General features: G+C 35.4%; 10 protein-coding genes and 1 riboswitch. Of the genes, 2 read left to right on the top strand and 8 right to left on the bottom strand.

The genetic code is table 11. The features are described 5' to 3' along the window. Positions 1-314 precede the first annotated feature (314 nt). The 4 genes from KF896_16175 to KF896_16160 are packed head-to-tail and all read right to left on the bottom strand — an operon-like array spanning position 315 to position 3,969. Complete coding sequence (locus KF896_16175) at positions 315-842, bottom strand: hypothetical protein (GenBank protein ID MBX3045251.1); 528 nt, start codon at positions 840-842, stop codon at positions 315-317. After that, positions 839-2,782, bottom strand: a complete 1,944-nt coding sequence (locus KF896_16170) for a TonB-dependent receptor (protein ID MBX3045250.1) — start codon at positions 2,780-2,782, stop codon at positions 839-841. Before KF896_16170 ends, KF896_16175 begins: the two co-directional genes overlap by 4 nt. Then, on the bottom strand, positions 2,775-3,365 hold the full coding sequence (locus KF896_16165; GenBank protein MBX3045249.1) for a hypothetical protein: 591 nt from the start codon (positions 3,363-3,365) through the stop codon (positions 2,775-2,777). The genes KF896_16170 and KF896_16165 overlap by 8 nt, the downstream gene beginning before the upstream one ends. Further along, entirely contained in the window at positions 3,358-3,969 is a 612-nt protein-coding gene (locus tag KF896_16160; protein MBX3045248.1) for a hypothetical protein, read from the bottom strand. Before KF896_16160 ends, KF896_16165 begins: the two co-directional genes overlap by 8 nt. 97 nt (positions 3,970-4,066) lie before the next feature. After that, positions 4,067-4,195: riboswitch (molybdenum cofactor riboswitch) on the bottom strand. 279 nt (positions 4,196-4,474) lie between these two features. Here KF896_16160 and KF896_16155 point away from each other — a divergent pair. Continuing rightward, positions 4,475-6,730, top strand: coding sequence for an NADP-dependent malic enzyme (locus KF896_16155; protein MBX3045247.1), 2,256 nt, complete (start codon positions 4,475-4,477; stop codon positions 6,728-6,730). A gap of 95 nt (positions 6,731-6,825) precedes the next feature. Here KF896_16155 and KF896_16150 read toward each other — a convergent pair whose 3' ends face one another. The 4 genes from KF896_16150 to KF896_16135 form a co-directional block, all read right to left on the bottom strand. Then, entirely contained in the window at positions 6,826-8,178 is a 1,353-nt protein-coding gene (locus tag KF896_16150; GenBank protein ID MBX3045246.1) for an OmpA family protein, read from the bottom strand. A 115-nt stretch (positions 8,179-8,293) separates the two neighbouring features. Beyond that, complete coding sequence (locus KF896_16145; GenBank protein ID MBX3045245.1) at positions 8,294-9,751, bottom strand: hypothetical protein; 1,458 nt, start codon at positions 9,749-9,751, stop codon at positions 8,294-8,296. Positions 9,752-9,793: 42 nt separating this feature from the next. Continuing rightward, entirely contained in the window at positions 9,794-11,512 is a 1,719-nt protein-coding gene (locus KF896_16140; protein MBX3045244.1) for a hypothetical protein, read from the bottom strand. Between the two features lie 70 nt (positions 11,513-11,582). Continuing rightward, positions 11,583-13,868: a hypothetical protein gene (locus KF896_16135; GenBank protein ID MBX3045243.1), complete on the bottom strand. Its 2,286-nt coding sequence runs from the start codon at positions 13,866-13,868 to the stop codon at positions 11,583-11,585. A 356-nt stretch (positions 13,869-14,224) separates the two neighbouring features. On the opposite strand from KF896_16135, the gene KF896_16130 reads away from it, so the two are divergent. Next, positions 14,225-14,848: an HD domain-containing protein gene (locus tag KF896_16130; GenBank protein MBX3045242.1), complete on the top strand. Its 624-nt coding sequence runs from the start codon at positions 14,225-14,227 to the stop codon at positions 14,846-14,848. The last annotated feature ends 4 nt before the right edge of the window (positions 14,849-14,852 follow it).

Here is a 14,852-nt window from a genome sequence, read left to right as displayed (position 1 = left end):
ATTATTTTTGTAATTCAAAGTTGAATTAGTACAGAATCTAAAGATTTTGTTCGCGGATTGTTTGAAATGTATGGTATTGGCATATCACCTGTGCCGTATAATTTTATAAAATTGGAGTAAATTATTCAAGTGTTTTACAGCAAATGAATTCTTTATTACATCCGGTCATCAAAGCCCTTAAATTACCCGCTAAGTGCTTTAATTGTAGGTGGGTGTTTGATCTTTAACAATTTCTGATTCTCCGAAAGGTTATACTTTCAAGATTATAAGTAATGAACAGCAATCACCTGAAAAAGGACTATGCCGATACCGAACTAATCAATAGAAATTTGAGCTGATATTTCATCAGTCAGCTTTGCAATTTCATTTTCAGAATCAATTTTATAAACTATTGAATTATGAAATTGATATAATTCAATTATTTTATCCAGTACACTTAACCTCAAACTCAGAACAAGAACCTTTACATTTGATTTCAGTAATCTTCTTAGTAATTCAGACCAGCCCTGATTGTCTGCTTCAAGAATTCCGACTTCATCAAGAAAAAATGTCTCAGGGAAATTATCACCTGTAAATGACTCGCCTAATGAAAACGCCTGAGCACTGAAACCATATTTGAATGTGGAAGTTTTAGCAACAAGTCCGCTATGACAAAGTAATTCAGTTTTTTTATCCGATAATCTGACAGATTCAAAGCCCGTTTTCTCCCCTTTGAAATCAAAAACTGCTCGTGATATTATTCCATCGAAATTCAAATTCGATTGCTCTGCACGCGAAATCAAAGAGCCGACAAGCGTAGTCTTGCCGGCTGATTTATTACCTGTTATGATTATTATTCTCATCTTACGTTTAGACGAACACCTGCCTGAAAGCTGAAGCCCTGTTGCGGAAGCCCCCACTCTGTATAGTAAAACTGATTAAGTAAATTATTAAAAACAAAATAAAATGAATGGTATTTGAAATTTCTGTCAAGCGAGAGATTAAGCAGAATATAATCATCTAGCTTTTCGATTTTACGTGTATCAGGATTATTTGTATATTGCTCCAGATAATACAGTCCATCAAGATATATGTTGTAATATTTAAATATACTTACAGAGCCGGAAAATATTAAAGTGTGCATTGGTCTGTTTACCATAGTTTTGGCTTCGGCATTATCACTTAGATTTTCAGCACTCAAATAGCTATATCCGAGAGATAAAAAATAATTTTCTTTACGGTAATCAGTTTTAATTTCTGCACCAGTGAATACTGCTTTTCCAAAATTCTGGAATTGGCGGAAATTATCTGGTAGAAAAACTACTTCGATTAAGTTGGAAACATTATTATGATAAATACTTCCGGAAAATGATATATCCTGAATCTTCTCGGGATAATATGTAAATCCCAACTCGACATTCTGCCCTGTTTCGGCTTTTAAGTTCGGATTTTGAAGAGCTGTACCCGAAATTTCGGAGTAGAATTCTTTTTGAGTCGGGAAGCGGCTTTTCATCGAAATATTAGCAAAAATGTTGATTTCATCAAAGCGGTATGATGTCCCCAAGTGATAGTTTAGGTTATTTGCATTTTCACGTAATTCATTACCATTTGCATTATGAGGCACGAGCATATCATAGCTCAAACCGGCAAGTGCAGTGAATTTATCATAACTGAAATTCTGCTCTGCTGCGAGTGTCATCATACTTGTTTCGTATTCTGTCCAGTCCAGTCCGGTATTTGCCTGCGCCCTGTGATTATCAAGCTGATAATTTATTGATAATTTTGTCAAATCTGCAAGTCCTGTATTGATTTCAGTAATTAAATTTCCGCCGAATTTATAGTCATCATAAATTGAGCTAAACGAACTGCGTGCATTCTGCGAGGAAAATGTACTGTCATCAAAAGATTTTAACAGATTATAACTCTTTTCATAATAAACATTTCCACGTACAGTGAATGCCTCACTTAGCTTATAATAATGAGTGAAATTCACAATATCACGGTTAATTTCAGGCATCTGCCAGTAGCGTGGTCTGGTAGTAAGCTGATTTACAGGAATTTGCTTATCAGCCCTGCCCAAAAGATATGAAAGTGAAAAAATAGAATTATCAGATGCGACAAATCCTACTTTTGCGTAGGTATTCAGCATATTACTTTTACTATTTGGCACAACTTGTGTTGAGAACATATCATCAGGATCAGCGCAACGGAAATTATTATTGGATATATAATTTGCATTTACCTGAAATGAAAATTTCGATAAATTATAATCAAATCCCAATTGATAAGAATCGCTAATTTCACCAACCTGAACATTTCCATAAACCGAATTTGATTTATATATATTATCAGTTACAATGTTAATCGTTCCGCCAATGCTGTTAGAGCCATAATACATAGAAGGCATATTTCGGGAAATATTGATTTTAGAAACATTACTTAGAGAGAAAATGCTCAAATCCAAAGCCCCATCATAAGGACTGCTGATTGGAACACCATCGAAAAAAATACCAATCTGCCTCTGGTCATAGCCCCTAAGTCGTATAAAAGCTTCATTTCGGGTATTCTTCTGGAAAATTATACCTTGCGAAAATTGCAGAACATTGTCAACTGTCAGAAATCTATCAGCAGTAATTTCACTGATTGATATTTCACTTATGCGGCTTGTAAGATTCAGCGGCTCGTCAGCTGGCAAAACAACAAGCTCGCCTGTGTAAAAAACTTTTACGCTGTCTTTTGAAAAAGCAGTATTTAAATTTAAGCAAAAAAGCATTATAATTAAAGCGAGTAGAGTTTTAGTCATTACCTTGCTCCTTGGATTTTTGATTAGGATTAATTAATAGTTCAGCTAAATTCCTTGAAATCAAGTCAATAAAGCTTTCTTTTTTTCCTGATTTTAATTCCTTATAAACATTTTTTGCCCGACCTTTTATGACTGGTACAAGAGCGTCAACTTCAGTTTTAATCTCTTCGTAATTATCAATACCAACTTTTCTCCATAGAATATTTATATCGTTATTTCGATTGGCATTATTCAATAATGATAGTGCTGTCAAAATCATAATTGCCCGCATTACCATACTTATACTTGATTTCATCAAATCAAGATTATAATTAATTGCACCAAATATTTTCAAACTATTTTCAGACTCAGTCATAGGATAAAAAACTATTGTCAATAATAGAAATACCCACAAAAAATAGCTGTTTAAACGTTTGAAAGCAAAAGGACTTGATATTGTAAGGAAAATTATATAGAAGCTGAATAAAAAAAGATTATAATTGAATGGCAGAATAAAAGTACAAACAATCAATATTAGCGGAATAATAAACGCCTTTTTGTACATTTGATTGATTATTCGATATTTTGCGGCTAATTTATCCATTTTGCAACTGTTCGATATGCTTCAAAGTGCGTTTGGAAAATCTGTATCCTGTCAAACCGACGATGCCGCCCACAAAAATATGAAGAATACCATAAATGCTCAATACTACAATAGCTATACTGAAATCATGAGATTCAATATTACTGAAAAGAGTAGAAAAAGTTTTGTCATAGAAAGTGATAATATCAACGCCGAAGAAAAACAGTTGAGCTGCAAGTGAGTGCAGAAATGTATAGAGCAGGACAGCACTCCCTGCAACAATACTGCTAAATGGTGTAATTCTTAAAAACAAAAAAATAAGTTCAGCAACAAAACTTTCTAATAAAATTGCCGCTATAGGATTGATTAAAAATGCGCCCGTTGTAGCTGTTTTCAGCGTTGCACAGATGATGCCTATAACAATTAAAGACCCCTTGTATTGAATTATTCCTTTTGCTGTAACCAAAATTATAGCGGCAATAAATGATAGTAAGAATCCCCGAAAAGGTATTTTTGCCAAATGAAGTGCATTGCCGGCTGTAATCTCAATTATTCCCCATACCACTCCAAAAACAGCGGAGCGGTAAATATCGGTTTTGCTAAGATTATTTTCAACAAATTTCATAAAAAAAACCTTTCCTAAATATAATTTGGAAAAGGCTTTAAAGATTGCCATATTAACGTTATATTCAATAACGTAATAGAGATGTTTTTTTAACATCTTTCCTTAATTGCCTTCTCCTTTCCAATTCAATACACATTCGGGAGGCGGAGCCGTTTCCAGCTCAACCCATCGGCAATATTACCCTTGAAACAACTTTAGGCAATATTGCTCGGAGAAGCAACGCAAAATTAAGTATAATTATAATTATAAAAAAGTGAAATAATTATTTTGTATCATATTTGTTGTTTTTGCTCAAATTCAAAAATAAAACACATAGTTATTACAAATATTATAGTGTTCCGTAAAATTTCTGTTAAACAAACATTTCAGCGTAAGAATTTGATAACAAAAAATAAAAGCAAATAATTTTAAAATATTTCCTTTTTTTGTAGTAAATTAAGAAAAAAATCATTAGATTGCATATATAATAAACTGCAATTTATAACAAAGATTTTTGAGGTTTGTAATGAAAATCAGTCGTGAAGATGCCCTTGAGTATCACAGCATGGGGCGAAAAGGCAAAATTGAAGTTATTCCTACAAAACCGACCGCAACACAAAGAGACTTATCACTTGCATATTCTCCCGGAGTTGCTGAGCCCTGCAGGGAAATTTTCGAAAATCCTGAGAATGTTTTCAAATATACAGCAAAAGGTAATCTTGTAGCTGTTGTATCAAATGGTACAGCCGTTCTCGGTCTTGGCGATCTCGGTGCATTAGGCGGAAAACCTGTAATGGAGGGTAAAGGACTATTATTCAAAATTTTTGCAGACATTGATGTTTTCGATATTGAAATAGAATCCAAGAGTATTGATGAAATAATTCGCACAGTCGAGTTAATTTCACCTACTTTTGGTGGAATCAATCTTGAAGACATCAAGGGACCTGAATGCTTTGAGATTGAAGAAGCACTAAAGAAAAAGTTGGATATTCCCGTATTTCATGATGATCAGCACGGTACAGCAATAATAAGCGGAGCCGCACTGCTGAATGCCTGCGAAATAACAGGGAAGAAAATTGATGAAGTCAAAGTAGTTGTCAATGGTGCCGGAGCTTCGGGTATTGCTTGTGCTAAATTCCATATAAGCCTCGGGGTAAATCGTAATAATGTTCTGATGTGCGATTCAAAAGGAGTAATTTATAAAGGCAGGACAGCTGGAATGAATCATTACAAAGAAGAATTTGCTGTTGAAACCGATTGTCGAACACTTGAAGATGCTATGAGAGGAGCCGATGTGTTTATAGGTCTTTCTCAGGCTGATTGCGTTACTCCCGAAATGCTTAAAAGTATGAATAATGACCCTGTAGTATTTGCAATGGCAAACCCTGACCCTGAAATTAGATATGATATTGCTGTTGCAACTCGAAATGATGTGATTATGGCAACAGGACGCTCAGATTATCCTAATCAAGTAAACAATGTACTTGGTTTTCCATTTATTTTCAGGGGTGCTTTGGATGTACATGCAACTGCAATTAATGAAGAAATGAAGAAAGCAGCCGCTTATGCATTAGCTGATTTGGCAAAAGAAGAAGTACCTGAAAGCGTGATGCGTATTTATAACGTAGATAAAATGAGCTTCGGAAGGGAGTACATCATTCCTAAGCCTTTCGACCCGAGAGTTTTGACTCGTGTAGCTCCTGCCGTAGCTAAAGCTGCTATGGATAGTGGTGTTGCACGTACTCAAATTGATGATTTTGACAAATATCGCTCAGAGCTTGATATAAGAATGGGCAGAGCTTATGAATTTATGTACAGAGTATATCAAAAAGCGAAGAAAAGTCCTAAAAAAATTGTTCTTCCTGAAGGCGATAATCCAAAAATAATAAAAGCTGCTACTCTTGCAAAAGAGATGAATATTGCTCAGCCAATACTACTTGGTGATTTTAATATGATTAAATCTGTTGCTGATAAGCACGCTTACGATATTTCAAATATTGAAATTATTGACCCTAAAACTTATAGCAATACTGATAAATATGTTCATGATTTTTATATTTTAAGACAAAGAAAAGGTTTTATAAAAACCGAATCTGAAACTAAAATTCTCGGCAGCAGAAATTATTTCGGCTCTATGATGGTTCGTTCCGGTGATGCTGATGGTATGGTTACAGGTGTTACTCAACATTATCCTGATGCTCTGCGCCCATCACTTGAAGTAGTAGGAAGAAGCTCTGAGTACAAAGTTGTTTCAGGATTATATCTTGTTAAAAGTAAAAACAAAATGTTTTTCCTAGCTGATACTACGGTAAATATAGACCCAACAGGTGAGGAACTTGCAGATATTACACTTCAAACAGCTAAATTTGCTAATTATTTTGATATCGAACCAAAAGTAGCATTACTATCTTATAGTAATTTTGGTTCAGCAAAAGGTGAAATACCGGACAAACTTCGCCAGGCATTAAAAATAATTAAAGAAAAATCACCTGAACTGATGGTTGATGGAGAAATGCAGGCAGATACAGCTGTAGTGCCGGAAATCATAGAGCGCACATTTCCTTTCAGCAACTTGAAGGGAGGTGCAAATGTTCTTATTTTCCCAAATCTAAGTTCAGGTAATATCGCTTACAAATTGCTCAACAGAGTTGGTGGATCCGGAGTTGTTGGACCAATACTACTTGGCATGAATAAGCCAATTAACATACTTCAACGCGATGATGAAGTTGACCAAATTATAGATATGATAGCTATTACAGCAATGGAAGCACAAAAGTATTAATATATTATGTCATTATCAAATTGATAATAAGTAAAATGTCCGGCACTTAATAAATGTCGGACATTTTTAAATTTTTGAGATTATGCATAAGCAATTTACTTTGCAACTATTATAATCTCAGTTCTTCTGTTTAGTCTACGACCAAATTCATTATTATTCGAAGCCAAAGGCTTTCTCTTTCCGAAACCAGTTGTGGATACACGTCTTGCTTCAATTCCATACTTTACCAGATATGCCTTGACACTTTCCGCCCGTCGTATTGAAAGAGCATCATTAACCTCATGCGAACCAATTGCGTCAGTATGACCTTCAATCATAATTTCGATATTTGGTTTAGCCTGCATAAAGTCTGCTAAGATATCAAGCTCTCTGACAGCGCCGGGAAGATTAGCACTTGCAGTCTGGAAAAGTAAATTCTCAATAATAAGTTTTCTTCCAAGTTCAACTATGGGAATAGTCTTTTTAACAAGTTGACGTTTTTCAGTAGAAAACAAAGCAATTTCTATGGAATCAGGTACAGTTTCCTCATCAGATTTATAGATTAAATTGAAAAGGTTTGTTAGTTGATTTGAAAAATTATCCAAAATAGTTGAAAATGGATAATCTATATCATAGAAAGTACCCCGGGTTTTACTTGCCATCAATTTATAACTTGTCAGTTTTGGTGGCACTATAGAAAAAAGCCTTAAATCATGCTGTTGCATCAATTCGATTGATGATTCAGTAGTCTGGTCGGTAACGCCATGACCATCCTCACCCTTTTGGTGATAAGGTGCATCTGTGATAAGAACAGCAACTCTATTGGCTTCCTTGCGCCATTTAATCTGCTTGCATGCTGCTTCAATAGCTTCAAGAGCATTCTCTTTTTCGTCGCCACCACCTTTAGCCCTAACGGGATTAATCCATGCAAGAAAATCAAGTACATTTGCAGTCGGATTGTATACTTTTTCAATATCATCAGTAAATAATATCAAACCTATTCTATAATCAATGCCTCGTTTCATCAAACTTTGAGTAAAATTTGAAATATTTGATTTAACTGAGTTAATCTGAGGCTGCATAGAGCCGGTAATATCTATCAGAAATACGAAGTCAACAGGAACATTTTCGGCTGCAGGTATTTTTTCAACACTTAAAACTTTCTTTTCTATACCATTTTCAAATACAAATAAATTATCTGAATTTAAAGAATCAAGTGGATTGCCGAGTTTATTATAGGCTTCTATCATAATCTTAATCATTGGAAAATTAGATATATCAACACTGCGAACAGTAATTTCTATTTCCCTTTTTGAAGACTCTACTTTTGCATCCTTTAGAATATCTTTCGCCTTTTGAAGAGTATCCAACTGATTGGAATTTAATAATTCGTCTTGAGAAAATGCAATGTTAACAGTTTGGAGTAAAACCGTCAGTATAATCCCAAAACTTAACATTAATTTCAACATTTATATTTTATCCTCTTTATTTCTAAAAAAAGTAATCTTTCTGATTACCAAAATTAGAAAAAATCCCCTTGAACAAATCATATTGCCGAGGGGATTTTTAATTCATTCACATTAATTAAATAGTAAGTCGAATTACCGGTGAAATCATAAAGAAATTCTTTATTTCGTAAGGTCTTGCATCTCTGAGAGGTGTAGAGTATTTACCTTCAAGATATAACCAGTTGCCAAATAACGGAAGATAAAGTCTTCCAAGGAAAATCTGATTTGATATCTGAACACTCGCACCAAACGGAAACGCTGCCTGACTGCGGTAGTCAACTTTGAAATATAACCATTCAGTAAATTCTTCAGGTTTGTACATTTTAAGACCACGTACACCAGATGTAGTGATATTAGTAATATCACCTGTTTCGGTCGGTTCCTGGTAACCTGCTGCTTCAACAACTTCACTATAGCTTATACCAAGGTCAAATCTGAAATAATTTTCAGGGTTTTTCTTGTCAAGCCACAAATGGTAGAAACCTGTAATCTGACCGGTTGACCTAAGAATAGGAGCAACAAAATCAATTGGATAATTTCTAGGGTCATTCGGGTCGAACTCAATTCTTTCAGATGGAATTATCCTTCCATAAGTATTGATATCAATAGTCTCGGTTGTAAGAGATTGCAAAGGCAATTCCAGATTTAATGAAAGTCCTGCTTCCGGATGGAACCATGCATGCACATCAGTACCGAAAATAATCTTTCCACCGGGACCGGTATTCAGAACTCTTTCAGGTATCCAACTGAGTAACGTATTTTCATTCGATAAACCGGTCTGAATTCTGTAACCGCCACCTAAATAAGCATTAATCAAGTAAGGAATACCTTTTCTTGTATTAGGGTCCTGATTGATATATAGTGGCCTTTGGAGGAGAATCTTAGATTCACCTGCTGTCCAGAAAGGCAGACCAACCTGATCTGTACCCATAATCGAGCGAATCCAGAAACCTGTTTCACCAACTTTCAAGTTCTGCTCAAAGAGTGACAAGGAGAAAGAGTGGTCAACATTAGTCGGACGCTCAATATAGCTTACAATGATATCAGCTTGTGACGGTGTAACAGGGATCTCGCGTGGCACTTCACTAAAGCAGTAATCCCTTTTTATGCGGTTATCAGGATGCTGAAATCCCTTGTCCAGACCTTGATACTGCAATTCGCCTGAAAGAAAACCTATTAAAAGTGAACTCATGGTTGATTGAATTTCAACTGAATTCATACTTTCCCTACCGCATTTCAACATCAAAATTTCAAAGGGATCTGCAGGGTATTCTTTTGGTGCTGCCAAAACTTCAATATCCTCACGGCTCAAATTGCTCTTAGGATAACCTTTGTAAACAAAGGCGGCATAAATTTGAGTCATTAAGTCGGGCTCACAAATTTTCCAACGTGGGAAATATGATACAATTTCCGGGTCTATTGTTGTTAATGAATCAATGATTCCCTCTCGGTCAATCACTTGTGATTTCAGGTTCGGAGTATAAACACCGAGATAAACAATAGCTAAAACAATTATAATTAAATATTTCTTCATAACTTATCTTTTTAATATTTTCAACTTCACAAATTAAATAAATTAGAAATTAACGATAAATCTTGCCATAGGAATAAACACACTGTTATTTTCCCAAGCTCTCGGTTGATTAGCAAATGCTTTGAAATATCCTTTTGCATCTAATCTTAGCGCAAGTGTATTTTCGATTAATGGAACCTGAAGCCAAATATTAGCAAAAAGTCCTTCATCGAAATACTGGGCTGTAACACCAAACGGCGTAGCTACATTTCTTGCCATAAAGTCAATTCTGCCAGAAATTCCGCCCACAGTTTCATCGCTTAGTCTTTCGTATTTGATTGTGTTTCTTCTGGTGTCAGGATCTTCCACATTATTATTGTACCAGCGTTCAACACCATAAACTGTACCGCCGAGACCAAAACGCAGAAGATAGTTATCATCTATAGCAACTCCAAAAGTATAGTGAAGTTGAGCATTATATCTTATTAAGTGGTCATTATCCTGGAAGTCTGTAAGATATGAGTCAGGATTAAGATTACGTTTTACAGGACCTTCAACTGCATCACCAAGTATGTATGCAAAATTTGCATTGAATACACCACTCTTTGGAATAACAGCAATCGGAAAATCTGCTTCGCCTGCTATACCGACGCCTGCATGAGTCAACTTTCTGTCAATATTGTAAACATCTTCCGAAAGTGATGACCATCCGTTAGTTGGAAGTACCAAACCAAGTTTGACGCCCTGCCATACAGCACTTAAAGTTAGTCTTTCACTCCAGAATGATGGGTAGTTGATTGCTTCAGCACCATATTTCAGTTCAAGACCATAAAGCGGCAGACCCATGTTGGTTGTACGGTCTAATGTATCGGCAAAACCATCACTGTAAACAAGCTGAGGATAATCATATCTTCTCCAGCTGATTAAATCAGGACTTACAATGACTTCATTAAATTTGTCTTTGATATCCATAGACTGACCTTCTGAAATTCTCTTGAAGAGTTGAATATCAAAAGCGCTTACAGTTCCTTCTTTGTTGAGGATTGATTTAGTTACACCGGCTTTTGGTGTGTACCACTCAATCAATGTACCAAAACCTTGTGCTTCTAAGGTTCTGTCTTCAACCTGACCCTGCATAAATGCATTCGTAAGCAAATCATACATATTATCAGATCTGTATTCTACAGGGTTTAGAGCAAACTCTTTGAGTTCAGGATATGTATAAATATTCTTTGGACTTGAATTATCCAATTGCTTTTTCATTGTTGCTGCGTCTTCATAATCAACTATCATAGCGATAAGGTTATGAGGCATAATTGCATCGGGTGCCTTACGTGTTGTAACAACATATACATTTCTTACTCTTCTGGTGTCTCCAATTTTAGGAGCATAAAAATTGTAAATGTCTTCAACATTTGTAGGTATTGCTATACCACGTGATGCCAAAGTTCTCTGAACAGTTATCAAAGGGTCACCAGCTTGAGCACCTCTTTGTATAAGCTGAAGAGTAGCCGCATCAACACCCTGAGTTGCTGATGCATCAACTGCTGCGGCTTCACCACCCATTTCTGCTGCATCTTTTTCTCTTATAAGTTTTGATACGTCCCTAATATCTTTCAGTTTATAAACAGAAACCATTGAAAAACGGTAGTTTTTATAACTGTAAAGAATGCTTTCAAGTTTAAGTCTGAATGACTCATCACCCTGAGATTGTAATCCGGCAGGCAATATTACACTTAAAAGAGTCAAACATAAAACTAACTTTGATATTTTATTTATCATTTTATAGCCCTTAATTAAGATATAACTTAACTTTTTCTCTCAAAATTTTACAAATTTATTTAACTATTTATTATCTGCCTTGTCTTCTTGGTCCGCCACGATCCGGCTCGTATTCAATCGGAATAGAAAGAACTGAGCGACTCACATCTGAGCGAACACCATTTACAGGATTGACTGCTGAACCAACAATCGGAATCGAAACTGTACCGCGAATTTTACTTTGTCCCGGTTCTAATTTACCCTGCATTTCAAACTCAAGGGTATAACCGGACTCGGCATCGCCTTCGAGAATTGCTTCTGTCGAGAAATCGTAATTAGTTAAACCGTCAAGTTTTTCGGGTTGTCCCTGAATGCTCAAATTAATTGTCGCATCTCTGCCTTCAATTCCGGTAAGTGGTTTACCAACTGATATACCGGTAGCTAAGACTTTGAATTTAGCAGAAGTGCCGCTGAATGAATAGCGTACCTGATTAGTTCTGATTATCGGTTCTTCCTGCTTAATTTTCGTACTTAAAGCAAAAAGTTCAACTTCGTTATTAGTATATGGTTGATTCCAAACGATTCTAACATTAAGCTGTTTTGATTCAGGAGTAAATGTAATTCCATTTTGACTTGTAACAGCAAGACCTTGAATAGGTGCTCTTTGGTTGTCATTATCTGTTGTTACATAAATTCTGAATTCATTCGGCTTAATCTTACCACCTGATGAAGGCTCAGCAGAGAATGAAAGCGGGTAACCATAGTATGCATAAAGAGGAACATTACTCTTTACAGTATTTTCACTTTGCTCAGTAAGAGATGATTTAAATACTTCAAGCACATTTGTTGTAGGTGTGCTTGCTCTTCCTGATAGTCGGTGAGTAACGGAATATTCATATTTGCCAACTGGCAGAACTTTGTCAACTGAAGCACGATACATACGCATTTCATTGGCAACCGGTTTAGCAAAATTTAATCCTGCAATCTCATCAAGAGCTACAAAGTTTATTGATGCAACTCTGTTGCCACCGGCATCCATAACCACACCTTCGATAGTATTTTGTCCCGGTTGATAAGGACTTATCTGACATTCAAATACAGCTGCCACTTTATCAAATGTTGGAACATAGTCTGGAGTTGTCGCAATTGGCTGAGCAACATTTGGTTTTGGAGTAACAACACGAATGTTAAACTCAATAGCACCACGGTTTTGGTCAAAATTAGTGGACATACCGGGAGCGAGAAGCTTAACAATATAACCATACAGATTTATATTACCAATTACTTCTTCGGCTTTTTCTTCGCTTGCAGCTTTTAGTTTGGATTCAGCAAGTTTTTTATCAAAAGCAAGGATATCGCCGTTTTCAGACAATTCCTCCAAAGTAGGAAGTTCATATTTGTCAAGCCTGGAAGTGAGTTCCTTCTTGACTTTTTTGAGGTCATAAACTTTAAGCTGGACAGTACCAATATTAACTGTAGCATCATCGCTTATATCTTCAGCTTTCTGGCCTGCTTTAACACCAAGGATTCTGTTTGTCTTTGATGCAAATCTTAATTTGTACCAACCGGCTTGAGACGGAGGCTGGAAATTAACAACAAAAGAGCGTTTCAGAATTTCCGAAGTAGTGCTCATATTCTTGTATGTCTCATCACCTGAATAGTAAAATGAACTATCTTCAGGCACATCTTTAGGATTGAACACCGGACCGACTTTTTTCTTAATTGCATCAGGATAAACCGGTGATATCTGCATTATATTGACATCAGACAAGTTGATATTATTAAAAGTAGCATCCTTATCAATATTTAACTCCTGTAAACCTAAAAACTCCCATGATACATCAGGAACATCACCTGAAACACTTGCTCCGGGTTCGAGAGAGCTTAAATCCATTCTTTGTTCAAGCAGATACTCTTCGCTCGGGAAAGGAGGTGCATTGACAGGATTCTGGTCTTTGCTGAAAAACACCTGATACTGAATCTGCTCTACGTTTGCAAGCTCAACCAGCTTCTTGATTCTTGTGACATATTCTTTCTCTGTTTCAAACTCACGCTTCTTCATAGAAGTACTGACATCTGTTACACCAACTTCAATAATGTACTCGCGGCTGGATTTGATATCGCTACCCAATACGTCTTTAATATTCACGCCCGGAGGTGGAATAGTAATTTCATCCTGAGGTCTGGTATTTATACCTTCTGTACCAGCACCGGACTGAAGTTGAGATAGAATACTTTCAACGATTCGCATCGCTTCTTTGGTTTTCTTGTGCAAATGCTCTTCGGCTTCATCACGCTCTACAATGATGATGAGAAGCTCAAGAACCACTGCAAGATACAGCACGAAATAAACTTTACCGGCTCCACCTTTAGACATAATATCTGTCTCCTAAACTATACATATTTTTAATTTCTAAATAATTTTAATTTCAATTTAAGTAATTTAACTATTTTTAAATGATAATAAACATTTTGAAAAAAGTTTTCTGAAATTTTAAAAAATTTCAAAACTAATATACAAAATAATTTTCTAACACAATACAAAAAGTTAAATATTTTTCATAATTTATTTATTTTTTTTCAATAATTCTGAAATTGTACTCAAAAAATATCATAATCAATAATAATAATTTAAATTAAAAAACTACATTTAAAATTACACATAAACAAACTACTAATTTAAAATTTATTTTGTTAATATCGTTAAGATTTTTTTAATTTTGCACTTTTTTTATGAAACTTTTAAACGAAATTATAAATTGTCTTAACAATTCAGACAATCCATCAGAAATATTTGCACAAATCAGGGCAGAAAACCAAATTGGATATCTGACTGAGTTGAACTTATTAATTGGCTGTATTCACGACCCAATCTGGCATCCGGAGGGAGATGTATGGACTCACACTATGATTGTTATAGATGAAGCCGCAAAATATCGTCATTTTTTTAAAACTAATGATGAAAAAACATCATATATGCTCGCGGCTTTATGTCACGATTTGGGTAAACCATACACGAACGATTATCTAAACAGCAGAATCAGGTCAGTTATGCACGACCAGTATGGAATAATTCCGGCTAAATCATTATTGACCAAAATTGGAGTGAATGATACAAATATAATTAATAAGGTATCGGCTTATGTGAGATATCACTTAGTACCGATGCAATTTTACAAAAGCGAAGGGAAAGTTTCGGATAAAGCAATTCGAAAATTAAATGAAAATATTTATATTCCTGACTTAGTTTTGCTGACAAGAGCTGACCATGCCGGACGAACAGACGATGAAGCAAAGATGAATCTCTGCCCTCCGGCAGATTATCTGTTGGATAGATTTAAAAAGCTAAAGTTATGAAAAA

Source organism: Ignavibacteriota bacterium, assembly GCA_019637995.1.
GTDB lineage: Bacteria > Bacteroidota > Ignavibacteria > Kapaibacteriales > UBA2268 > JANJTB01.
The sequence above is the reverse complement of the archived record's forward strand: the minus strand, read 5'-3'. Positions and strand labels throughout refer to the sequence as shown.

What these genes read in the sequence shown, in the direction of transcription:
- KF896_16155 (MBX3045247.1), top strand. Translation starts at nt 4,475, where the DNA reads ATGAAAATCAGTCGTGAAGATGCCCTTGAGTATCACAGCATGGGGCGA.
- KF896_16140 (MBX3045244.1), bottom strand. Translation starts at nt 11,512, where the DNA reads ATGATAAATAAAATATCAAAGTTAGTTTTATGTTTGACTCTTTTAAGT.
- KF896_16135 (MBX3045243.1), bottom strand. Translation starts at nt 13,868, where the DNA reads ATGTCTAAAGGTGGAGCCGGTAAAGTTTATTTCGTGCTGTATCTTGCA.
- KF896_16165 (MBX3045249.1), bottom strand. Translation starts at nt 3,365, where the DNA reads ATGGATAAATTAGCCGCAAAATATCGAATAATCAATCAAATGTACAAA.
- KF896_16145 (MBX3045245.1), bottom strand. Translation starts at nt 9,751, where the DNA reads ATGAAGAAATATTTAATTATAATTGTTTTAGCTATTGTTTATCTCGGT.
- KF896_16175 (MBX3045251.1), bottom strand. Translation starts at nt 842, where the DNA reads ATGAGAATAATAATCATAACAGGTAATAAATCAGCCGGCAAGACTACG.
- KF896_16130 (MBX3045242.1), top strand. Translation starts at nt 14,225, where the DNA reads ATGAAACTTTTAAACGAAATTATAAATTGTCTTAACAATTCAGACAAT.
- KF896_16160 (MBX3045248.1), bottom strand. Translation starts at nt 3,969, where the DNA reads ATGAAATTTGTTGAAAATAATCTTAGCAAAACCGATATTTACCGCTCC.
- KF896_16150 (MBX3045246.1), bottom strand. Translation starts at nt 8,178, where the DNA reads ATGTTGAAATTAATGTTAAGTTTTGGGATTATACTGACGGTTTTACTC.
- KF896_16170 (MBX3045250.1), bottom strand. Translation starts at nt 2,782, where the DNA reads ATGACTAAAACTCTACTCGCTTTAATTATAATGCTTTTTTGCTTAAAT.